Source organism: Pseudomonas sp. Ost2 (genome assembly GCF_018326065.1).
In the GTDB taxonomy this organism is placed as follows: Bacteria; Pseudomonadota; Gammaproteobacteria; order Pseudomonadales; family Pseudomonadaceae; genus Aquipseudomonas; species Aquipseudomonas gingeri.
Genome location: NZ_AP021904.1, coordinates 2122045 through 2145149, shown reverse-complemented (window position 1 = coordinate 2145149; position 23105 = coordinate 2122045). Strand labels below are relative to the sequence as shown.

18 protein-coding genes are annotated in these 23105 nt (G+C 65.0%); 16 read left to right on the top strand and 2 right to left on the bottom strand.

Annotation, left to right across the window (positions count from 1 at the left end; genetic code table 11):
• The first annotated feature begins 19 nt into the window (after nucleotides 1-19).
• Complete coding sequence (locus tag KI243_RS09595; RefSeq protein ID WP_177119581.1) at nucleotides 20-745, top strand: hypothetical protein; 726 nt, start codon at nucleotides 20-22, stop codon at nucleotides 743-745.
• A gap of 41 nt (nucleotides 746-786) precedes the next feature.
• On the opposite strand, the gene KI243_RS09590 is transcribed toward KI243_RS09595, so the two are convergent.
• Nucleotides 787-1467 (bottom strand): alpha/beta family hydrolase, encoded by a 681-nt coding sequence (locus KI243_RS09590; protein ID WP_017125696.1) that lies wholly within the window; start codon nucleotides 1465-1467, stop codon nucleotides 787-789.
• A 170-nt stretch (nucleotides 1468-1637) separates the two neighbouring features.
• Between KI243_RS09590 and KI243_RS09585 the strand changes: the two genes are divergently transcribed.
• The 15 genes from KI243_RS09585 (at nucleotide 1638) to hemN (ending at nucleotide 22449) form a co-directional block, all read left to right on the top strand.
• Complete coding sequence (locus tag KI243_RS09585; protein WP_212810728.1) at nucleotides 1638-8333, top strand: hypothetical protein; 6696 nt, start codon at nucleotides 1638-1640, stop codon at nucleotides 8331-8333.
• Between the two features lie 168 nt (nucleotides 8334-8501).
• On the top strand, nucleotides 8502-9926 hold the full coding sequence (gene ccoN, locus KI243_RS09580; protein ID WP_103032483.1) for a cytochrome-c oxidase, cbb3-type subunit I: 1425 nt from the start codon (nucleotides 8502-8504) through the stop codon (nucleotides 9924-9926).
• Between the two features lie 10 nt (nucleotides 9927-9936).
• Nucleotides 9937-10545, top strand: coding sequence for a cytochrome-c oxidase, cbb3-type subunit II (ccoO, locus tag KI243_RS09575; protein WP_103032484.1), 609 nt, complete (start codon nucleotides 9937-9939; stop codon nucleotides 10543-10545).
• A 3-nt stretch (nucleotides 10546-10548) separates the two neighbouring features.
• Nucleotides 10549-10743, top strand: coding sequence for a CcoQ/FixQ family Cbb3-type cytochrome c oxidase assembly chaperone (locus tag KI243_RS09570; RefSeq protein ID WP_275936901.1), 195 nt, complete (start codon nucleotides 10549-10551; stop codon nucleotides 10741-10743).
• The gene (gene ccoP / locus KI243_RS09565; RefSeq protein ID WP_212810727.1) at nucleotides 10740-11678 is read left to right on the top strand and encodes a cytochrome-c oxidase, cbb3-type subunit III; all 939 of its coding nucleotides are present in this window, start codon (nucleotides 10740-10742) and stop codon (nucleotides 11676-11678) included. The genes KI243_RS09570 and ccoP (KI243_RS09565) overlap by 4 nt, the downstream gene beginning before the upstream one ends.
• Nucleotides 11679-12012: 334 nt before the next feature.
• The gene (ccoN, locus tag KI243_RS09560; protein ID WP_017125916.1) at nucleotides 12013-13455 is read left to right on the top strand and encodes a cytochrome-c oxidase, cbb3-type subunit I; all 1443 of its coding nucleotides are present in this window, start codon (nucleotides 12013-12015) and stop codon (nucleotides 13453-13455) included.
• Nucleotides 13455-14063 carry a cytochrome-c oxidase, cbb3-type subunit II gene (gene ccoO, locus KI243_RS09555; RefSeq protein WP_103032485.1) on the top strand — a complete coding sequence of 203 codons (609 nt, stop codon included), beginning with the start codon at nucleotides 13455-13457 and terminating at the stop codon, nucleotides 14061-14063. The genes ccoN (KI243_RS09560) and ccoO (KI243_RS09555) overlap by 1 nt, the downstream gene beginning before the upstream one ends.
• 5 nt (nucleotides 14064-14068) lie before the next feature.
• Nucleotides 14069-14254, top strand: coding sequence for a CcoQ/FixQ family Cbb3-type cytochrome c oxidase assembly chaperone (locus KI243_RS09550; protein ID WP_003175465.1), 186 nt, complete (start codon nucleotides 14069-14071; stop codon nucleotides 14252-14254).
• Complete coding sequence (gene ccoP, locus KI243_RS09545; protein WP_103032486.1) at nucleotides 14251-15225, top strand: cytochrome-c oxidase, cbb3-type subunit III; 975 nt, start codon at nucleotides 14251-14253, stop codon at nucleotides 15223-15225. Before KI243_RS09550 ends, ccoP (KI243_RS09545) begins: the two co-directional genes overlap by 4 nt.
• 304 nt (nucleotides 15226-15529) lie before the next feature.
• Complete coding sequence (gene ccoG / locus KI243_RS09540; RefSeq protein WP_017125914.1) at nucleotides 15530-16945, top strand: cytochrome c oxidase accessory protein CcoG; 1416 nt, start codon at nucleotides 15530-15532, stop codon at nucleotides 16943-16945.
• Nucleotides 16946-16956: 11 nt separating this feature from the next.
• The gene (locus KI243_RS09535) at nucleotides 16957-17496 is read left to right on the top strand and encodes a FixH family protein (RefSeq protein ID WP_017125913.1); all 540 of its coding nucleotides are present in this window, start codon (nucleotides 16957-16959) and stop codon (nucleotides 17494-17496) included.
• Between the two features lie 121 nt (nucleotides 17497-17617).
• Nucleotides 17618-20068, top strand: a complete 2451-nt coding sequence (locus KI243_RS09530; protein WP_212810726.1) for a heavy metal translocating P-type ATPase — start codon at nucleotides 17618-17620, stop codon at nucleotides 20066-20068.
• Between the two features lie 22 nt (nucleotides 20069-20090).
• Entirely contained in the window at nucleotides 20091-20309 is a 219-nt protein-coding gene (ccoS, locus tag KI243_RS09525) for a cbb3-type cytochrome oxidase assembly protein CcoS (protein WP_042935261.1), read from the top strand.
• A complete protein-coding gene (locus KI243_RS09520) occupies nucleotides 20302-20985 on the top strand; it encodes a sulfite exporter TauE/SafE family protein (protein ID WP_212810725.1) in 684 nt (227 codons plus the stop codon). Before ccoS ends, KI243_RS09520 begins: the two co-directional genes overlap by 8 nt.
• Before the next feature lie 81 nt (nucleotides 20986-21066).
• Nucleotides 21067-22449 (top strand): oxygen-independent coproporphyrinogen III oxidase, encoded by a 1383-nt coding sequence (gene hemN, locus KI243_RS09515; RefSeq protein ID WP_177084986.1) that lies wholly within the window; start codon nucleotides 21067-21069, stop codon nucleotides 22447-22449.
• Between the two features lie 3 nt (nucleotides 22450-22452).
• On the opposite strand, the gene KI243_RS09510 is transcribed toward hemN, so the two are convergent.
• On the bottom strand, nucleotides 22453-22992 hold the full coding sequence (locus KI243_RS09510; protein ID WP_177084988.1) for a hypothetical protein: 540 nt from the start codon (nucleotides 22990-22992) through the stop codon (nucleotides 22453-22455).
• Between the last annotated feature and the right edge of the window lie 113 nt (nucleotides 22993-23105).

Genomic DNA, 23105 nt, shown 5'->3' with positions numbered 1-23105 from the left:
TCTTTCTGGAGCCTTCATCATGTCTGAATACATCAGCCCAAAAAACCTGGATCAACCGGTGATCCTCAGCGTCAATCCCGCCGGAGTCGGTGCCATTGACGTAGCCGACCCGGAAAAACCCCTGCCCGTGCTGGTGGGGCCGTTGGACCTCAAGCCCCTGGATCATATCGACCTGTACTGGGGGGCAATCGCGGACCCCGTCAGCAGCTACGATCACCCGAGGGACGCGCCACCGATCAATGACTTCGTCACCCTGGCGGTGGATACCGGAAACATCGAGTCGGCCAGGGATCCGGTGCCGGTTCGCTATCGCTTCACCCCGTTTCCCGGCAGTACCTCGCAGGACTCCGACATCACCCACATCCGCGTCAAGCTGGAAGCCCCCGGCGGCATCGATATCGATCCGGCCACGCCCTACGAGAACGAAGCCCTGCGCCCGCCCCGGGTGCAGCCGCCAGCAGTGATCGTCGACCCGCAGGGTGTGCGGGTGATCGTCACGCCCTACGAGCAGATGAGCGAAGGCGATCGGATCCGGGTCAGTTGGGCCGAATCGACGGTCGACCACCCGCCGCTGACAGCGGCGGAAGCCGGCACGGAGGTGGTTATCCCGATTCCGCCGCAGATCATCGAGGCCGTCGGCGACTCAAGCAAGCTGCCGGTGCGCTACGAGGTCCATGACGTGGTCGGCAACTGGTCGAAACGCTCGCCCGCCACCGAGGTCGTGGTCAGCATCGGTTCGCGCTGAGCCCAACCGCGCCGGTTGCCGCAGGCAGGGCAACCGGCGCTTCAGCCGGCATGTCGGCCAATGAATTCAGCGATCTGCCGCGCCGCCGTGTCCAGGTGCTGCGCATGGCTGAAGCCACTGGCCTTCAATGGCTTGAGATCGTGATCGGCAGCTTGCAGCCAGCTCAGTTCGATCCGGGCCGACAGCGCATAGTCCGATACCGCCTGGCGATTGCCCAGGGCGTCGCGTTCACCCTGGACGATCAGCGTCGCTGTCGCGAGCCCGGCCAGGTGCGCCACCCGTGGCTTCTCCGGCTTGCCCGCGGCATAGAACGGGTAGCCCAGGCACACCAGTCCTTGCGCGCCAAGGTCGTCGGCCACCAGGCTGGCCATGCGCCCGCCCATGGACTTGCCGCCGATGAACAACGGCCCGCCGACCTGCTGCCGGACCTGCTCGTACACCTCGCGCCAGCACTCCAGCAACCGGGCCTGCGGGTTGGGCGGACGCTTGCCGCCATCCAGGCGTCGCTGGGCCATGTAGGGAAACTCGAAACGCAGCACGTCGATGCCTTCTGCCGCCAGGCGCGCGGCCATGGCGTTCATGAACTCACTGTCCATCGGCGCCCCGGCACCGTGGGCGAGGATCAGCGTGGCCCGCGGGCCTTCGTCCCCGGCGGCGTTGTACAGATAGGCGGGATTGGCCGGCCAGGGTGCCTGGGACCGGGTTGCTTGCTGCGTCGACATAAGACCTCTCACTTCACCACCCGCACCGACAGCGGGCCTCTAGATATGTAACGCATCGCTGCGCCGCTTTTCCTGAAAATGAATGCACCTTACCTGCCTGCGCAGACACTGCAAGGCCGGCGCTGCCGACACGGGATGCTTCCCGCGGTCATTTCCAGACGAGTATTGCCATGCCCCAAGACGCCCTTACCCACGCCGAACCACCCGCCCCCAGCCCCCTGCAAGGCGATCGTGCCATCGCTCACGGGCCCGGGAAAGCCACCTATCCCCCCCTCGGCCGCGCCTTCGCCAGCCTCGAGGAAGCCGCCCGGCATGCCCACGCCCAGGCCGCGCTCAAAGGCCCGGAGCGACAATCGTCGCTGCTCCTGAAGCATCCACAGAAGGACGAATTCACGGCGACACCACCACAGCCCGGCACGCAGGCCTATCTCGACCCACAAGCCGTCTTCGGAAACGACGCCGGGGGCGTACTGCAACTGCCCGAAGGTTTTGTCCTGGTCGGCCTGTATGGCCAGGCCGAGGCCACTCACGAGCAACTGCCACCCCGGGAAAGCGGCGTCTACGAAAACTTCTTCAGCCCCCACGACCTGTTCGCCGGACTCCACCAGGCCCGCCGCTCGCGGCCATCGATACCAGGAGCGCAACCGCTGCCACTGTTCTACGGCACGCCTGACGGCGCGCTGCTGGCCTATCACGCCGACGATAGCGACCTGGCGTTGACCCTGCTGCCCGAAGGCGCGGACTGGTCGCCCCGGGCCAGGCACTATCAGGAACAACTGGCGAGCGGCGTACTGCCCCCCAGCCAGTTCGTGCGGACCCTCGCCGCCGCCGGAAAACTGCGGGTGATCGAGACCAGCCGCCTGTGGAACCCTGCTGGCGAGGTGAACCCGATCACCTGGACACCGTTCGCCGATACCGTGCTCCCGGAACTGGGCCCGATCTTCCTCAGCGCGGACGACGCCGCCCGCCATGCCCAGCAGATCATCCAGGGCGGCACCGACAAGGAACTCGGCGGGCTGATCTTCCAGCGCGAGGACGGCAGCTTTGTCGCCACGCTGCCCACCAGCGGCAGTGGCAGCCGGTTCGACAGCGAGAGCCTGTATCCGGTCACGGAAACCGGTATCGCCGACTTCCCGCCAGGGCACAGGCTGCATGCGCTGTATCGCGCCAATATCAGCTTGTCGGCCATCCGGGAACAGACCAGCGGCGCCGTGGACAACCGGGCGACCGGCACCGAACAGGAGCGCCGCCTCAGGCTGAAAAGCATCACCCCCGAGGAAGTGCTCGCCACCCTCCTTCCCCGTCGCCAGGGGATAAGAGCGTTTTATGTGCTGATGACCGACTTGAACATCATCAAGTACATGCCCAGCGGCTCGGCCGAGGAAGATGCCCTGATCCCGCGCCTGCTGCCCGGAAAGGACCTCGGCGATCTCGATCGGCTGGCACCGGCCGATTTCATCAAGGCCCTGGCAAAGGCCGGCGGGCTCCATATCGTGCGCGGCGATAGCTACTGGGGCCCGCCGGGCAAGGTGCCCGACGACTGGGTCCCCTACCCGCCAGCCAAAATATCGGCCCCGACCCTGCCGGCCTTCGGGCCGGTGTTCGATACGGCGGATGCCGCCGCCCTGCATGCCAATCAGCGTATCGGCGGCCAGTACCGGGAACGGCGCATCGGCTTTATCGTCACCGACAGCCACGACCGCTACGTGGCGAGCGAGCCGGCCAGCGCCACGGAACCGCTGTTCGCCGCCAACCCGTTGCTGCGTGCCGGGCCTGACGGCTCCCTGGCCGCACTGCCCGGTTATCGCCTGGCCGGCCTCTACTACAACGCCGAACTGTATCCGGAGCGCCTGCCCTGCAAGGACGTCTGGATGTACCGGAACTTCTTCCTGCCCGATGAGTTGCTGGCGGCGCTCAGCCTGATCGAAGGTTATCGCCCGACACCCGCCACGCCCCACATCCCGCTGTACCTGAGCACCCGCGATGGCGCACAGTTGAAATACCTCTCGCGTGATATCAGCTTCGACAAGGCCCTGCTCGCCGGCTCGAGCAACCTCGCCAGTTACGGTGAACGGCTGGTCCAGGGTGTTCTCGATCCGCTGGACTTCATCCATGCGCTGGCCGAGATCGGTGAACTGAGCGTGCTGCACCCCAGCGAACTGTGGGGCCCGCCCGCTCGCCTGAGCGGCGAATGGCGAGCCTATCAAGGGCAACGGCGACGAACGCTGGGGCCGATCTTCGCCAGCGCCGACGACGCCGCCCGCCACGCCCATGGGCAGATCGCCCGCCGCTACGACAAGGTCTATGGCGGGGTGATCCTGAAACGTCCGGACGGCCAGTTCGTGGCCTCCACGCCGCGGGTCTCGCCCACCGAAATCTTCGATCACACCCTGGTGTTCCCGACCCTCAATGGTTTTCCCCTTGAAGGCCACACCATTGTCGGCACCTACAATTCACGCCTGGGCACGCTGGACTTCCCCCTGCCGGAGAGCGAAGCCCGGCTCTACCTGAACCTGTTCCCGACCTGGGACATCTACCGGGCCATCAAGGACCGCTCGATCCCGTTGCATTACTTCTCCTGCCAGGACGGCTCGCTGATCCGTTACAGCAGCAGGCATTCGCCAGATGAAGTCGATGTGTTCAATGCCCTGGCGCCCTCATCGGCAAGCCCGCTGAACCTGATGGAAAACCCGACGGAGCAGCGTTTCAAGAGTGGCAGGGACGAGGACAGGGGAGCGGTACTGGCCTTCGCCCGCGACCTGGTCAAGGCCGGGGAACTGCGGGTGCTGGTCAGCGGCCGCGAAGTCTGGACGACGGCCGGCAAGGTCCTGGCCCTGCGCGACAGCGCCGACGGACTGCTGGTCGACACCGACCAGGGTGCCATCGCCACCTCCGCGCCCGCGTTCAGCCCGGTGTTCATGACACCGCTGGATGCCGTGCGCCATGGGCTTGCGCAGATCGGCCAGAGAGGCGGGCGCCGCTTCGGTTTCATTTTCCGCAAAACCGACAGGGAATATGTCGCCACCGAAGCCATCATCGATACCAGCGCGAACTTCGACAGGGCGCTCGTCCTGCCGCCGCAGATCGCCGTCCTCGCCCTGATTCCCGGCTATGTCATCGACGGCCTGTATGTCGCGACCGGCCATCAGGAGCCGCTGCCGGCGGACCCGGTCTACCCGCACTTCATCTCCGCGCGGGACTTCGCCCACGCCATCAAGACCGCTCGGGAAACCGCCATCGTGCCTGGCCACCAGGCCACCACCCGCCTGTATCTGTCGACCGCCGACGGCGCCCTGTTGAGCTATACGGTGCCGCTGGTTCCGGATGCCGACGAAGTGATCCGCGGCAGCGTCTTCCACAACGACGGCATCGATACCCAGGGCCAGCTGGAGAATGGCTCGCTGACAGGCCGGGACTATGTCCGCCGCGTGGCGGCGAGCGGCAAGTTGAGCGTCCTGCAGCCCGGCACGCTGTGGCGCCAGGGCGGCCCGGTCACGGCCACCTGGGAACCGGTCGATATCGCCACCACCATCGCGCAGCCCTATGCCCTCAGCCCGCTGTTCGCCCATGCGGACGATGCGGCGCTGCATACCCACGACAAGCTCGGCCGTGGCCGCGGCGCGCTGCTGGTCGACGCGATCTACCGCACCTCCGCCCCCGAGGGCTACGTCACCCTGGAACCTTTCGTCGATGGCCAGGCGATCAAGGTCACCCGTACCCTGGCCGACCTGAAGACCCAGGTGCTGGAGAAGGAACGCCTGGAACTGACCCTGGGCAGGACACCGCTCGACAGCATCCACTATGCCAAGCCGCTGGCCCCTACCCGCTACCAGACCGGCGACAGCCCTCACGTCGACTTCTTCTCCGTCGAGGACATCTGCTTCGTCACCCAGACCCTGCTGGCCGACAACCTCTTTCTCAATGGCATCTACTATTCCAGCCAGGACGGCGCCCTGTTCAAGTACGAGCCCAGGGCCTCGCACGCACAGGGCGAACTGTGCGCACCGGTAGATGCCGACAGCATCCGCAGCCTCACCCCGCCACAGTTCCGCCTGGTGAACGCGGTCGCCGCCGCCGGCAAGCTGAGTGTGCTGCACACCAGCCAGCTGTGGCCCACCCCGGGCCCGATCGATCCCACCTGGACACCGGCATGGACGCTCAGCGAGCGCAGCCCACGGGCCACGCGGGCGCTGATCCCGCCGCTGATCAACAGTTTCAATCTCGGCGGCGTCGGTGCCACCGACGTGATCGACCCGCTGCGGCCCCTGCCCGTGGTGATCGCGCCGTTGGACCTGAAGCCCAGGGACCGCGTCGACCTGTACTGGGGCAGCCATCCCGACCCCGTCGCCAGCCATACCCAGGATAGCGAACCCGGCGCCACTCACCTCACCCTGCGGGTCGATACGCGCTGGATCATGAGCGGCGAGGTGACGGTGCGCTATGTCCTCACGCCGTTCCCCGGCGGTGCGCCGGAAACCGCCGAGACCAGCCTGCGGGTCAAGCTGGACGTGCCCGGCGCCCCCGACACCCAGTCGGCGACACCGACCCTCAACGACAAGCTGGAACTGCCCGTGGTGATACCTCCCGGGGTGATCGAGGATCCGGAAGGCGTCAGCGTGGTCATCAAGCGCTATGCGAACATGGCCGCCGGTGATGTGATCGTGGTGTCGTGGCATGGTCGCCTGGTGCAACACCCGCCGCTGAGCGCGCCGAGCGATGAAGTGGTGGTGCCGATCGATCCGCGGATCATCCGCGAGGCCGGCAACTCCGACGCGATCCTCGTGCGCTACGAGATCCGCGATGTGGTCAACAACTGGTCGCGCTGGTCACGCCCGGCCCTGGTCGAAGTCGGTATCGGCGATCCATCCCTGCCCGCCCCGGTGGTGCCACGGGCCCAGGGCATGCAGTTGGACCTCGACCTGCTCAATGGCGCCGACGTGCAGACCCTGGTGCTGCGCTACGATGGGATGAACAGCGCGCAGAACCTGCGCCTGCTGGTAGAACGGGAAACCGCCCTCGGCGTATCGCTGCCGGCGTACACCGCCACCCTGCCCGGCCATGACAGCGATCCCTTCGTATCCTTTGATGTGCCCAACGAGCAGTTCCCGCTGATCATCCAGGGCCAGGCTCGCTTCTACTATTATGTCGAGGCGCCCGAGCAACCCGTGCGCCGCTCCAAGAGCCTGCCGCTGAAGATCATCGGCCAGGCGCTGATACTCAAGCCGCCACGGGTGCCCGTGGCCGAAGCCAACGGCAATGTGCTCGACCCGGCGGCCACCGGGGTGATCGCGCGGGTGGAGCCCTACTCGCTGATCGCCGTGGGCCAGGCCGTGACGCTGGTCTGGATCGGCACGACCGCCAGCGGCATGGAAGTGCGCCATGAACAGACCCTGCCGGTGGTCGACACCGGCAGGGACATCGACTTCAGCATCCCGGACGACAAGGTCGGCGTGCTGGCCGGCGGCTCGGTGGTGGTGCGTTATGACGTCAAGACCGAAGCCCCCGATCCCCTGGTTTCGCAACCCTTGCTGCTGCCGGTCAGCGCCCTGCCGCTGGATCTGCCCCGCCCCGCCGTGGTGGAAGCCCATGACACCGTGCTGTTCCCGCTGCAGGCGCTGGATGGCGCGACGATCCGCGTCACTTATGCCATGGAAACCGGCGACAGCATCCAGGCCTACTGGCGCGGCACGCCCGGCAGCGGCACACCGGTGATCGACGCCAAACCCGGCAGCAGTTCCGGCAGCGTCGACTTCAGCGTCCCCGCCGGGGCCGTCAGCGCCAATATCGGCAAGCGCGTGGAAGTCGGCTACAACGTCACCCGCCGTGGGATCGCGGCACCGTCGAAAATCCTGCCGCTGGACATACTGCCCATCGCCCACGAAGACCTGCATCCGCCCTTCGTCCGCGAGGCGCCGGACAATCTCCTGCTGGACCTCAACACCTTTGCCGGCGACGCCCATATCGAAGTCAGGAAATGGCCGCATATCCAGGTCGGCCAGAGGATCTGGCTGAGGATCGAGGGCACCCTGGTCAGCGGCAGGCCGTTCAGCCTGGCGCTGTGGAACGGAGAGGAAGTCAGCACGATCTCGGATGTCATCGAAGGCCTGCTCTCGCGCACCCACCTCGATCAGTTGCGTGACCTGAGCGGCCTGACCTTCACCTTCAAGGTGACCTTCGACGGCAGCAGCGATGAAGCCGGCGCCCTGACGTTCCCGCGACTGTCGTTGACGGTCAGGGCCCGCAAGCGGGTGCCGGAACTGGTCTTCGATACCCGGCCGGTCAACCTGTCCGGGAAAATCTACCTGATCCCCTGCCATCCGCAGGTGCTGCCGGAGTTCGGCCCGGGCACGACCCTCCAGCGCGCGGCGGGCGGTGGCGTGCCCGGTTATCACTACAGCAGCGATAACCGCAACATCGCCGTGGTCGACAGCAATGGCCGGGTCACCGTGCGCGGCAACGGCAAGACCTTTATCCGTGTCAGCGACAGCGCCGGGCAGCGCAAAAGCTACGAGGTCACCGTCAGCGGCGTGGTGCAGTGCTACAACCTCGGCAAGGGCAGCAGCGCCGACACCCTGCGCAAGGCCCAGGCACAAGGGCTGAGCGTGCCGTCGCTGGAAGAGCTGATCAGCATCCGCTCGGCCTACGGCAAGCGTTGGCCGCTGCAATCGCCGCTGATACCGAAAACCTGGTCCTCGACCACGAAAACCCCGTTGGGGCTGGTGTATGCGGTACTGGACATGACCCTGGAGGTCATCGAGCCCGAGCGCCCCTATATCAAGATCAGCCCGGGCCTGAGCCTGATCTACGAGGCCAACGGCCTGGGGATCGGCCCCGTGCTGCTCGCCGCCTGCACGCCACGCGCCTGACCCCTGCGCCGGTGGCCCCGGGGCCACCGGCAACTCCCGCCCCATTGACCCCCGTCAATACCACCCGCTGGCTATTTGCCCATGCTTGGCTGGCTTTTAGTCTGCCTATAACTCCAGATCCCGCGAATGCAACAGCGCCGGCCGGGTCTGAACCGTGGATGGGGAACCATGAACACTTCAATCAGTACCGCCTACAACTACAGGGTGGTCCGCCAATTCGCCATTATGACGGTGGTGTGGGGCATCGTCGGGATGGGGCTCGGGGTCTTCCTCGCCGCCCAATTGGTCTGGCCCGAACTCAACTTCAACCTGCCGTGGACCAGCTTCGGCCGTCTGCGCCCGCTGCATACCAACGCGGTGATCTTCGCCTTCGGCGGTTGCGCGCTGTTCGCCAGTTCCTACTACTCGGTGCAACGCACCTGCCAGACCCAGCTGTTTTCGCCGAAGGTGGCCGCGTTCACCTTCTGGGGCTGGCAGCTGGTCATCCTGCTCGCGGCCATCAGCCTGCCACTGGGCTACACCAGTTCCAAGGAATACGCCGAGCTGGAATGGCCGATCGACATCCTGATCACCATCGTCTGGGTGGCCTACGCCTACGTGTTCTTCGGCACCGTGATGAAGCGCACCACCAAGCACATCTATGTGGGCAACTGGTTCTTCGGGGCGTTCATCATCACCGTGGCGATCCTGCATATCGTCAACAACCTGGAAATCCCGGTCAGCCTGACCAAGTCCTACTCGGTCTACGCCGGGGCCACCGACGCCATGGTCCAATGGTGGTACGGGCACAACGCGGTGGGCTTCTTCCTGACCGCCGGTTTCCTCGGGATGATGTACTACTTCGTACCCAAGCAGGCCGAACGCCCGGTGTATTCCTATCGCCTGTCCATCGTCCACTTCTGGGCGCTGATCACCCTGTACATCTGGGCCGGCCCGCACCACCTGCACTACACCGCGCTGCCGGACTGGGCGCAGTCGCTGGGCATGGTGATGTCGCTGATCCTCCTGGCCCCGAGCTGGGGCGGCATGATCAACGGCATGATGACCCTCTCGGGCGCCTGGCATAAGTTGCGCAGCGACCCGATCCTGCGCTTCCTGGTGGTGTCCCTGGCGTTCTACGGCATGTCGACCTTCGAAGGGCCGATGATGGCGATCAAGACCGTCAACGCCCTCTCCCACTACACCGACTGGACCATCGGCCACGTGCATGCCGGCGCCCTCGGCTGGGTGGCGATGATCTCCATCGGCGCGCTGTACCACATGATCCCGAAAGTCTTCGGCCGCACGCAGATGCACAGCCTCGGCCTGATCAACGCGCACTTCTGGCTCGCGACCATCGGCACCGTGCTCTACATCGCCTCGATGTGGGTCAACGGCATCGCCCAGGGCCTGATGTGGCGCGCGGTCAACGAGGACGGCACGCTGACCTACTCCTTCGTCGAAACCCTGGTGGCCAGCCATCCCGGCTTCGTCGTGCGGCTGATCGGCGGGGCGATCTTCCTCAGCGGCATGCTGCTGATGGCCTACAACACCTGGCGCACCGTGCGCGGCGCAGAGCCAGCCACCGTCACCGCCGCCGCGCAGACGGCCTGAGGAGTTCGCCATGAAACACGAAGTGATTGAAAAGAACGTCGGCCTGTTAATGCTGCTGATGGTCTTCGCCGTCAGCATCGGCGGCCTGACCCAGATCGTCCCGCTGTTCTTCCAGGACGTCACCAACAAGCCGGTGGAAGGCATGAAGCCCTACACCGCGCTGCAACTGGAAGGTCGCGATATCTACATCCGCGAAGGCTGCGTCGGTTGCCACTCGCAGATGATCCGGCCGTTCCGCGCCGAGACCGAACGCTACGGACACTACTCGGTGGCCGGCGAAAGCGTCTGGGACCATCCGTTCCTGTGGGGTTCCAAGCGCACCGGGCCGGACCTGGCACGGGTCGGCGGCCGCTACTCGGAAGACTGGCACCGCGCGCACCTGTACAACCCGCGCAACGTGGTCCCGGAGTCGAAGATGCCGGCCTACCCCTGGCTGGTGGCCAACGCCCTGGACAGCAGCCACACCGAAACCAAGCTGCGGGCCATGCGTACCCTCGGCGTGCCCTATACCGACGACGACATCAGCGGCGCGGTCGCCAGCCTCAAGGGCAAGACCGAGATGGACGCGCTGGTCGCCTACCTGCAAGTGCTCGGCACTGCGATCAAGAGCAAGAGGTGAGCCATGGAGATGAGTAGCGGAATGATCCGCGGCCTCGGCACCCTGGTGGTGATGATTGCCTTCGTCGGCCTCGCCATCTGGGTGTTCAACGCCAAGCGCAATCCGGAGTTCGCCCAGGCGCGCATGCTGCCGTTCGCCGACGAGCCCTTGCCCGAAACACCCGAACAAGACCCTGCTACAAGGAGCAACCGGCCATGACCACCTTCTGGAGTACGTACATCTGCGTACTGACCATCGGCAGCCTGATCGGCCTGACCTGGCTGTTGCTCGGCACCCGCAAGGGCGAAACCAAGGGCAGCGTCGACCAGACCATGGGCCACAGCTTCGACGGCATCGAGGAGTACGACAACCCGTTGCCGCAGTGGTGGTTCATGCTGTTCGCCGGGACCCTGGTGTTTGCCGTCGGCTACCTGATCCTCTACCCCGGCCTGGGCAACTGGAAAGGCATCCTGCCCGGCTATGAGAACGGCTGGACCGGCGTGCACGAGTGGGAAAAGGAGATGGACAAGGCCGACGCCAAGTTCGGGCCGATCTTCGCCAGATTCGCCGCCATGCCGGTGGAGGAAGTGGCCAAGGACCCGCAGGCGCTGAAAATGGGCGGTCGTCTGTTCGCCTCCAACTGCGCGGTCTGCCATGGCTCGGACGCCAAGGGCGCCTACGGCTTCCCCAACCTCGCCGACAGCATCTGGCGCTGGGGCGGCAGCGCCGAGACGATCAAGACCACCATCATGGGCGGACGCGTCGCGGCCATGCCGGCCTGGGGCGAAATCCTCGGTGAAGACGGGGTGAAGAACGTCGCCGCCTACGTCCGTCATGACCTGGCCAAGCTGCCGCTGCCACAGGATTCCACGGCGGACCTGGCGGCGGGCCGGCAATCGTTCAGCACCACCTGCATCGCCTGCCATGGCGCCACCGGCCAGGGCAGCCCGATCATGGGGGCTCCGGACCTGACCCAGCCCTCCGGCTTTATCTACGGCAGCAGCCTGGCGCAGTTGCAGCAGACCATCCGCCACGGGCGCCAGGGCCATATGCCGGCCCAGAACGAACTGCTCGGCAACGACAAGGTGCAACTGTTGGCGGCGTACGTATTCAGTCTCTCTCACGGCAGTCAAGGAGAAGATAAGGCTCAATAAATACCGGATATTTCCTGCCGCATCGATCAGGATGCGGCAGTTCCCTGCCTGTACGCGACCAAGTGTCGCACCTCTCTTTTAGTCCGCCTACCCACTCCCGGGAATCGGTACTAAGCTTTGCAAACCTCGATCAATCCGCAACCCCTCGCCTGCCGGTCAGTCCGGGTATCCGCGAGTGCGCGTTTTGACCTTACACCGAGCATGGAAAGGCCGCAGAATCAGCGTCGTAACGTATTGACCCAGGTCATGGCGCGTTGCAATGACCCTACACTTTATCCATACTTGCGGCCGATTTTCACCCCTAATAACTATACCCAAACCGTGGAACCTTAGAATGAGCACAGCAATCAGTCCGACTGCTTATAACTATAAGGTAGTCCGCCAGTTCGCCATCATGACGGTGGTCTGGGGGATCCTTGGCATGGGGCTCGGAGTATTCATCGCCTCTCAATTGGTCTGGCCGGAGCTGAATTTCGGTCTGCCGTGGACGAGTTTTGGACGCCTGCGCCCGTTGCACACCAACCTGGTGATCTTCGCCTTCGGTGGTTGTGCATTGTTTGCCACCTCCTACTACGTGGTGCAGCGTACCTGTCAGGTGCGACTGATCTCCGACAGCCTTGCGGCCTTCCACTTCTGGGGTTGGCAGGCGGTGATCATCGGCGCCCTGGTGACCCTGCCGCTGGGTTACACCACCACCAAGGAATACGCCGAGCTGGAGTGGCCGCTGGCTATCCTCCTGGCGATCGTCTGGGTGGTCTACGCACTGGTGTTCTTCGGCACCATCGTCAAGCGCAAGACCAAGCACATCTACGTCGGCAACTGGTTCTACGGTGCGTTCATCGTCGTCACCGCCATGCTGCACATCGTCAACCACGCCTCCCTGCCGGTGAGCTTCTTCAAGTCCTACTCGGCCTACGCCGGGGCGACGGATGCGATGATCCAGTGGTGGTACGGGCACAACGCGGTGGGTTTCTTCCTGACCACCGGCTTCCTCGGGATGATGTACTACTTCGTGCCGAAACAGGCCGAGCGCCCGATCTATTCCTATCGCCTGTCCATCGTGCACTTCTGGGCACTGATCACCCTGTACATCTGGGCCGGCCCGCACCACCTGCACTACACCGCCCTGCCGGACTGGGCGCAGTCGCTGGGCATGGCCATGTCGATCATCCTGCTGGCACCGAGCTGGGGCGGCATGATCAACGGCATGATGACCCTCTCGGGCGCCTGGCATAAGCTGCGCACCGACCCGATCCTGCGCTTCCTGGTGGTATCCCTGGCGTTCTACGGCATGTCGACCTTTGAAGGGCCGATGATGGCGATCAAGACCGTCAACTCGCTGTCCCACTACACCGACTGGACCATCGGCCACGTTCACGCCGGTGCCCTGGGCTGGGTGGCGATGATTTCCATCGGCGCGATCTACCACATGATTCCCAAGCTGTTCGGGCGTGCGCAGATGCACAGCGTCGGCCTGATCAATACCCACTTCTGGCTCGCGACCATCGGTACCGTGCTCTACATCGCCTCGATGTGGGTCAACGGCATCACCCAGGGCCTGATGTGGCGGGCAATCAACGACGACGGCACCCTGACCTACTCGTTCGTCGAAGCGCTGCAGGCCAGCCACCCCGGCTACATCGTTCGCGCCCTGGGCGGTGCGTTCTTCGCCAGTGGCATGCTGTTCATGGCCTACAACGTGTACCGCACCGTTCGTGCCTCGAACCCGGCTGAAGCTGAAGCCGCCGCTCAGATCGCTGTCGTTGGAGCTCACTGATGAAGCACGAAGTAGTCGAGAAGAATATCGGCCTGCTGGCCTTCTTCATGGTCATCGCCGTCAGTATCGGCGGCCTGACCCAGATCGTTCCGCTGTTCTTCCAGGACGTCACCAACAAGCCGGTCGAAGGCATGAAGCCGCGCTCGGCACTGGAACTGGAAGGCCGTGACATCTACATCGCCAACGGTTGTGTCGGCTGCCACTCGCAGATGATCCGGCCGTTCCGCGCTGAAACCGAACGCTACGGGCACTATTCGGTTGCCGGTGAAAGCGTCTGGGACCACCCGTTCCTGTGGGGTTCCAAGCGCACCGGTCCGGACCTGGCCCGTGTCGGCGGTCGTTACTCCGATGACTGGCACCGCGCGCACCTGTACAACCCGCGCAACGTGGTACCCGAGTCGAAAATGCCGGCGTACCCGTTCCTCGTGGAAAACAAGCTCGACGGCAAGGACACCGCGAAGAAAATGGAAGTCCTGCGCTCCCTCGGCGTGCCTTACACCGACGAAGACATCGCCGGTGCCAGGGACGCCGTGAAGGGCAAGACCGAAATGGACGCGCTGGTGGCCTACTTGCAGGGCCTGGGCACCATCATCAAAAGCAAACGGTGATCTGGATGGATATCGGGATGATTCGTGGCCTGGGCACCGTCGTGGTGATGGTGGCCTTTATCGGCCTGGCGTTGTGGGTATTCAGCCCCAAGCGCAAGTCGGAGTTTGAAGACGCGACCTTGCTGCCTTTCGCGGATGATCCCGAAGCCATCAAGCACGTCGAGCAAGCTTCTAGGAGTAACAAAGAATGACTACGTTCTGGAGTCTGTACGTCACAGTCCTCAGCCTGGGTACCATCTTCGCCCTGACCTGGCTGCTGCTGTCGACCCGCAAGGGCCAGCGCGCCGAGCAGACCGACGAGACGGTCGGCCACTCCTTCGACGGGATCGAGGAATACGACAACCCGTTGCCGAAATGGTGGTTCATGCTGTTCGTCGGCACCATCATCTTCGCCCTCGGCTACCTGGCGCTGTACCCGGGCCTGGGCAACTGGAAAGGCCTGCTGCCAGGTTATGGCTACCTGGACAACGAGAAGCAGACGCCCTTCGCCAACGGCCAGACCGGCTGGACCGGCGTGCATGAGTGGGAGAAGGAAATGGCCCGCTCGGACGCCAAGTTCGGACCGATCTTCGCCAAGTACGCGGCCATGCCGATCGAGGAAGTGGCCAAGGACCCGCAAGCCCTGAAAATGGGTGGCCGGCTGTTCGCGTCCAACTGCTCGGTCTGCCATGGCTCCGACGCCAAGGGTGCCTATGGCTTCCCGAACCTGACCGACGAAGACTGGCGCTGGGGCGGTGACCCGCAAACCATCAAGACCACCATCATGGGCGGTCGCCACGCGGTGATGCCGGCCTGGGCCGATGTGATCGGCGAGCAGGGCGTGGCCGATGTCGCCGCGTTCGTGCTGACCAATCTCGACGGCCGCAAGCTGCCGGAAGGCGCCAAGGCCGACCCGGCCAACGGGCAGAAGCTCTTCGCCGCCAACTGCGTGGCCTGCCACGGTCCGGAAGGCAAGGGCACCCCGGCCATGGGCGCCCCGAACCTGACGCACCCGGCTGCGTTCATCTACGGTTCGAGCTTCGCGCAACTGCAGCAGACCATCCGTTACGGCCGCCAGGGCCAGATGCCTGCCCAGGAACAGACCCAGGGCAACGACAAGGTCCACTTGCTGGCCGCCTACGTCTACAGCCTGTCCCACGGCGACAACAAGCCCGCGGAATAAATTCCCGGCTTGCCGCGACACCCGAGGCCCCGCCCGTGCAGACTGGCGGGGCCTTTTTCATCCGCGGGCGCTCTGCCACGGCAGCAATCGGCCCGTCGCGCCACGCGGTTTCATCTATAGTCAATTGACCTGCATCATGCTTTGTTACATTTGCTACACCATCCAGGCCATTCCCCCAACGCGACCAAAGGTCGCACCCTTGAGCCGGGGTGACAGGCGTATCATTGCGCCACTGCACTACCCTTTCTGATCGCGGTCGGCATGTACTGACCGAGGCATTTTCCCCCAGCCGTGGGATGCAATGATGAGCAACCAGATTCCGGTACACGACGTTACTCCGCCTGCCAAGCACTCGAACGACACCGTCGATCTCTACGCCTCACGCGAAAAAATCTACACCCGGGCCTTCACCGGCCTGTTCCGCAACCTGCGGATGACCGGCGGCGCGGCACTGTTCCTGCTGTATTTCGGCACCGTGTGGCTGGACTGGGGCGGCCACCAGGCGGTCTGGTGGAACCTGCCCGAGCGCAAGTTCTTCATCTTCGGCGCGACCTTCTGGCCCCAGGACTTCATCCTGCTCTCGGGCATGCTGATCATCGCCGCCTTCGGCCTGTTCTTCATCACCGTCTACGCCGGACGCGTGTGGTGCGGCTACACCTGCCCGCAAAGCGTCTGGACCTGGATCTTCATGTGGTGCGAAAAGGTCACCGAAGGCGACCGCAACCAGCGCATCAAGCTGGACAAGGCGCCCATGAGCGCCAACAAGTTCCTGCGCAAGTTCGGCAAGCACAGCCTCTGGCTGCTGATCGGCTTCGTCACCGGCATGACCTTTGTCGGCTACTTCTCGCCGATCCGCGAACTGGTCGTCGACTTCTTCACCGGCCAGGCCGATGGCTGGTCGTACTTCTGGGTCGGTTTCTTCACCCTCGCCACCTATGGCAACGCCGGCTGGCTGCGCGAGCAGGTGTGCATCTACATGTGCCCGTACGCGCGTTTCCAGAGCGTGATGTTCGACAAGGACACGCTGATCGTCTCCTACGACCCGCGTCGTGGCGAAGCTCGTGGCCCCCGCAAGAAAGGCACCGACTACAAGGCCCAGGGCCTGGGCGACTGCATCGACTGCACGATGTGCGTGCAGGTCTGCCCCACCGGCATCGACATCCGCGATGGCCTGCAGATCGAATGCATCGGCTGCGCGGCCTGCATCGACGCCTGCGACAGCATCATGGACAAGATGGAATACCCGCGCGGCCTGATCAGCTACACCACCGAACACAACCTCTCCGGGCAGAAAACCCACAAGCTGCGCCCGCGCCTGATCGGTTACGCAGTGGTGCTGCTGGCGATGATCAGCCTGCTGGTGACGGCCTTCTTCATGCGCTCGCTGGTGGGCTTCGACGTCAGCAAGGACCGCGTGCTCTATCGCGAGAATGCCGAGGGCCGGATCGAAAACGTCTACAGCCTGAAGATCATGAACAAGGACCAGCGCGACCACACCTACGTCCTCGACGCCAGCGGCCTGCCCGACCTGAAACTGCAGGGCCGGCGCGAGATCAAGGTGCCGGCCGGGGAGATCTTCAGCATGCCGTTCGAACTGTCCAGCGCCCCCGAACAACTGCCGTCGAGCACCAACGAGGTGAAGTTCATCCTCCGCGACGCCGATGACGACAGCGTCCACATTGAAGCCAAGAGCCGATTCATCGGCCCGCAAATTCGCTAAGGGAACCCACAATGTCCGTCGCAACCGCCACCAGCCCCTGGTACAAGCACCTCTGGCCCTGGATCATCATCGGCATCCTGGCCTGCTCGGTGACCCTGACCCTGTCGATGGTGACCATCGCGGTGAAGAACCCGGACAACCTGGTCAACGACAACTACTACGAGGCCGGCAAGGGCATCAATCGCTCGCTGGACCGCGAGTTGCTGGCCCAGACCCTGAAGATGCGCGCCAACGTGCACCTCGATGAAGTCACCGGCGAAGTCGATCTGCGCCTGAGCGGCGCGAGCCAGCCTGCGACCCTGGAGCTGAACCTGATCTCGCCGACCCAGCCGGAGAAGGATCGGCGGATCACCCTGAACCGCAGCGAGACGGAACAGGGCCGCTATATCGGCCAGTTGAGCGACAAGATCGAAGGCCGGCGCTTCGTCGAGTTGCTGGGGATGCAGGGCGACAAGACCTGGCGTATGTTCGAGGAAGAGCAGGTCAGCCACGACAAGGACCTGCTGCTGGGCGATGAGCCGCTGCAAGGCGCCGAAGACCTGGACAAGTAACCACGATTCCGCTTCCGTAGGAGCCGGCTTGCTGGCGATAGCGGTCTACCTGGCGATAAAGAGGTCGACTGTGAAATCGCCATCGCCAGCAAGCCGGCTCCTACAGTGACCCATGGCGCCTATGACAATCCCTACCCCCTGCTACCACTGCGCCCTGCCCGTCCCCGCCGGCAGCCGCTTCACCGCGGCCGTACTCGGCGAAACCCGCGAATTCTGCTGCCCCGGCTGCCAGGCCGTGGCCGAAGCCATCGTCGCCGGTGGCCTGGAGCATTACTACAGCCACCGCAGCGAAGCCTCCGCCAACCCGGACGTGCTGCCCGTGCAACTGCCGGACGAACTGGCGTTGTACGACCGCGCCGATGTGCAGCAACCCTTCGTCCATCACGATGGCGAACTCGTCGAAGCCACCCTGTTGATGGAAGGCATCAGTTGCGCGGCCTGTGGCTGGCTGATCGAAAAACACCTGCGCAACCTGCCGGCCGTGGCCGAGGCACGGCTGAACCTGTCCAACCATCGCCTGCAGGTGCGCTGGATCGACAGCCAGCTGGCCCTGAGCACCCTGCTCGCCGAGTTGCGCCAGATCGGCTACGCCGCCCACCCCTACCAGCCCGACCGTGCCAGCGAACAACTGGCCAGCGAAAACCGCAAGTCCCTGCGCCAGCTGGGCCTGGCCGGCCTGTTGTGGTTCCAGGCGATGATGGCGACCATGGCCACCTGGCCGGAATTCAATATCGACCTGAGCCCCGAGTTGCACACCATCCTGCGCTGGGTCGCCCTGTTCCTCACCACACCGATCGTGTTCTACAGCTGCGCGCCGTTCTTTCGCGGCGCCCTGCGCGACCTGCGGACCCGGCACCTGACCATGGACGTCTCGGTCTCGCTGGCGATCGGCAGTGCCTATTGCGCCGGGATCTGGACCTCGATCACCGGGGTCGGCGAGCTGTACTTCGATGCCGTGGGCATGTTCGCGCTGTTCCTGCTCGCCGGTCGTTACCTGGAGCGTCGCGCCCGCGAGCGCACGGCGGCGGCCACCGCGCAACTGGTCAACCTGCTGCCGGCCTCCTGCCTGCGCCTGCTGGCGGACGGCCAGAGCGAACGGATCCTGCTCGGCGAACTGCGCCTGGGCGATCGTGTCCTGGTGCATCCCGGCGCCGTCCTGCCGGCGGACGGCCGGATTGTCGAAGGCCAGTCGAGCATCGACGAATCGCTGCTGACCGGGGAATACCTGCCGCAACCGCGCACGTCGGGAGACGCGGTCACCGCCGGTACGCTGAACGTCGAAGGCGCACTGACGGTCGAAGTCCTGGCCCTCGGCCAGGACACCCGGTTGTCCGCCATCGTCCGTCTGCTGGAACGCGCCCAGAGCGAAAAACCGCGCCTGGCGGAAATCGCCGACCGCGCCTCGCAATGGTTCCTCCTGCTGTCGCTGATCGCCGCGGCGGCCATCGGCCTGCTCTGGTGGCAGCTCGACCCGGACCGGGCGTTCTGGATCGTCCTGGCGATGCTGGTGGCGACCTGCCCATGCGCGCTGTCGCTGGCCACTCCGACGGCGCTGACCGCCGCCACCGGCACCCTGCACAAGCTCGGCCTGCTGCTGACCCGTGGCCATGTCCTCGAAGGCCTGAACCAGATCGACACGGTGATCTTCGACAAGACCGGCACCCTTACCGAAGGCCGCCTGGCCTTGCGCGCCATCCGCCCCCTGGGGGAACTGGACAGCGAGCGCTGCCTGGCCCTGGCCGCCGCCCTGGAAAACCGCTCCGAACACCCGATCGCCAAGGCTTTCGGTCGTGCCCCGCAAGCCGCCGAAGAGGTCCAGGCCACTCCCGGGCGCGGCCTGCAGGGGCGGGTCGGCGAACAGCAACTGCGTATCGGCCAGGCGGCGTTCGTCTGTGAACTCAGCGGCTGCGCGATCCCCGCACCACCGGACACCGCCGGACAATGGCTGCTGCTGGGCGACAGCCACGGCGCGCTGGCCTGGTTCGTCCTCGATGACCGCCTGCGCGGCGATGCCCCGGCCTTGCTCGCCGCCTGTCGCGCGCGGGGCTGGCGGACCCTGCTGCTGTCCGGCGACAGCTCGCCGATGGTCGCCAGCGTCGCCGCCGAACTGGGCATCGACGAGGCCCGTGGCGGGCTGCATCCGGATGACAAGTTGCAGGTCCTGAAGCAACTGCAGCAACAGGGACGCAAGGTGATGATGCTCGGCGACGGCGTCAACGACGTGCCAGTACTAGCCGCCGCCGATATCAGCGTCGCCATGGGCTCGGCCACGGACCTGGCGAAAACCAGCGCCGACGCGGTACTGCTGTCCAATCGCCTGGACGCCCTGGTGCAGGCCTTCGACCTGGCCCGCCGCACCCGTCGGGTAATCATCGAGAACCTGGTCTGGGCGGCGCTGTACAATGGCCTCATGTTGCCGTTCGCCGCCCTCGGCTGGATCACGCCGGTGTGGGCGGCGGTCGGTATGTCCATCAGTTCGTTGACCGTGGTACTAAACGCCTTGCGCCTGACCCGCCTGCCGAGCGCACCGGCCGGCCACGCCCAACCCGATATCCGCCCGCTGCCGGCCTGAGCCGCGCGGGCCTGGAGCAAAGATGCCAGCTCTCTATGTGATGATCCCGGCGGCACTGCTGATCGTCGCCATCGCCGTCTACATCTTCTTCTGGGCGGTGGACAGCGGCCAGTACGACGATCTCGACGGTCCGGCCCACAGCATCCTGTTCGACGACCAGGACCCGAACCACAAGGCCGCCATCGACGAGGCCGACGGGACGCCGCGCGACCACGACCAGCAGGCCCCGCCCCATGCTTGAACTGGCACCCCTGCTGGCCTCGGCGGTGATCCTCGGCCTGCTCGGCGGCGGCCATTGCCTGGGCATGTGCGGCGGCCTGATGGGCGCCCTGACCCTGGCGATCCCCAAGGAACAACGGGCCCGCCGCCTGCACCTGCTGCTGGCCTACAACCTCGGGCGGATTCTCAGCTACGCCACCGCCGGCCTGTTGATCGGCCTCGCTGGCTGGGCCGTGGCCAGCAGCCCGGCGGTGATGCTGCTGCGGGTGCTGGCCGGCCTGCTGCTGATCGCCATGGGCCTGTACCTGGCCGGCTGGTGGAGCGGCCTGACCCGCGTGGAAAGCCTCGGACGCGGCCTGTGGCGGCATATCCAGCCCGTCGCCAGCCGCCTGCTGCCGGTGTCGAGCCTGCCCCGCGCCTTGCTGCTCGGCGCGCTGTGGGGCTGGCTGCCCTGCGGCCTGGTCTACAGCACACTGCTGTGGGCGGCGAGCCAGGGCAATGCCGTCGACAGCGCGCTGTTGATGCTGGCCTTCGGCCTCGGCACCTGGCCGGTGCTGCTGGCCACCGGGCTGGCGGCGGAGCGGGTCACGGCCGTGCTGCGCAAGCGCAGCGTGCGCCTGGGCGGTGGGCTGCTGGTCATGCTGTTCGGCCTGTGGACCCTGCCCGGCCCGCACCAGCATTGGCTGATGGGCCATTGAGGCGCTTGATACAGGTCAAGATGCGTTCCAGGTCCATCCCCTAGACTCCGGGCATTGCAGCCAATCCGGGGGAACGCCCGCATGCTCGACGCCATTCGTTGGGACTCTGATCTGATCCACCGCTACGACCTCGCGGGACCGCGCTACACCTCCTACCCCACCGCCGTGCAGTTCAACAGCCAGGTCGGCACCTTCGACCTGCTGCATGCCCTGCGCGACAGCCGCAAGGCCCTGCGACCGCTGTCGCTGTATGTGCATGTGCCGTTCTGCGCGAACATCTGCTACTACTGCGCCTGCAACAAGGTCATCACCAAGGACCGTGGCCGGGCCCAGCCCTACCTGCAACGCCTGGAGCAGGAAATCCAGCTGGTGGCCTGCCACCTGGACCCGAACCAGAAAGTCGAGCAGTTGCACTTCGGCGGCGGGACGCCGACCTTCCTCAGCCATGACGAACTGCGCCAATTGATGGGCAGCCTGCGCCGGCACTTCAACCTGCTGGACGACGACTCCGGCGACTACGGCATCGAGATCGACCCGCGGGAGGCCGACTGGTCGACCATGGGCCTGCTCCGCGAACTGGGCTTCAACCGGGTCAGTATCGGCCTGCAGGACCTCGACCCGAATGTGCAGCGGGCGGTCAATCGCCTGCAAAGCCTGGAGGAAACCCGCGCGGTGATCGAGGCGGCGCGGACCCTGCAGTTCCGCTCGATCAACATCGACCTGATCTACGGCCTGCCCAAGCAGACACCGGAACACTTTGCGCGCACGGTCGACGAAGTGATCAACCTGCAACCGGATCGCCTCTCGGTCTTCAACTACGCCCACCTGCCCGAGCGTTTCCTGCCCCAGCGGCGGATCAACGGCCATGAGCTGCCGGCCCCGGCCGACAAGCTGGAAATGCTCCATCGCACCATCGAGCAACTGACCGCCGCCGGTTATCGTTATATCGGCATGGACCATTTCGCCCTGCCCGATGACGAGTTGGCGATCGCCCAGGAAGAATCAACCCTGCAGCGCAATTTCCAGGGCTACACCACCCATGGTCATTGCGACCTGATCGGCCTGGGTGTCTCGGCCATCAGCCAGATCGGCGATCTGTACTGCCAGAACAGCAGCGACCTGAACCAGTACCAGAACACCCTCGCCAGCGCCCAGCTGGCCACCAGCCGTGGCCTGTTGTGCAACGCCGATGACCGCCTGCGCCGGGAAGTGATCCAGCAGATCATCTGCAATTTCAGCCTGGAGTTCGCCCGTATCGAACAGCAGTTCACCCTCGATTTCAGGGGTTACTTCGCAGCGCTCTGGCCGCAACTGACGGCCATGGCCGAGGATGGCCTGATCGAGCTGGACAACGAGCGACTCACTGTCCTGCCGGCGGGGCGCCTGCTGGTCCGGTCGGTATGCATGGTGTTCGATGCCTACCTGGGACAGCAGAATCGCCAACGCTTTTCCCGGGTGATCTAGGCCTCAGCTGGCTTTCGGCGGACTCGCCAGTTGTTGCGCCTGGGTCATCTGGTCGCTGTTCAGGCCATCCGCCTCCATGGCCTTGCCCAGGACGGTATTGGCCTTGGTCAGCGCGGCATTGAGGCCACTCATGGCCGAGGTCAGGTTGAAGATCTTGATCTCGGCGATTTTCGGGTCAAGCTCCTTGTCGTTGCGAATTTTCTCCAGCTCGGCACGCAACTGCGCCAGTTTCCGTTGCAGGTCGCGAATGTTCTTCAACGCGGACTGGGTCCTGGACGGCAGGTCACTGTCTTCGATATCGGCGTATTCGCCCGAGCCGGAGCCCTTGACCGCCTGCTGCTTGCCTGCCTCGGACAGGCTGACCTTGACCCCTTCGGGTGCCGTCGGCTGCTCCTGGTCGATTTCATCGGCCCTGCCGGTATTGCGCAGGATCTGCTCGCGGCCGGCCTTGATCGCGGCGGCGGACGCGGCGTCCATGGTGTCGGCGTTACGGGGGACTTCGGTGATGGCGAACAGCGGGACGGAATTGCCGATGGCGGTCATGTGGGGTGCTCCATGCGATAGAGGGTCAAGCTTTGTATCGACATTGGTACGAACAACTTTAGAAAGGTGCGCCATTTTGGCGCAGGCTGGCCTCGGCAACCCTCACTGGGTTA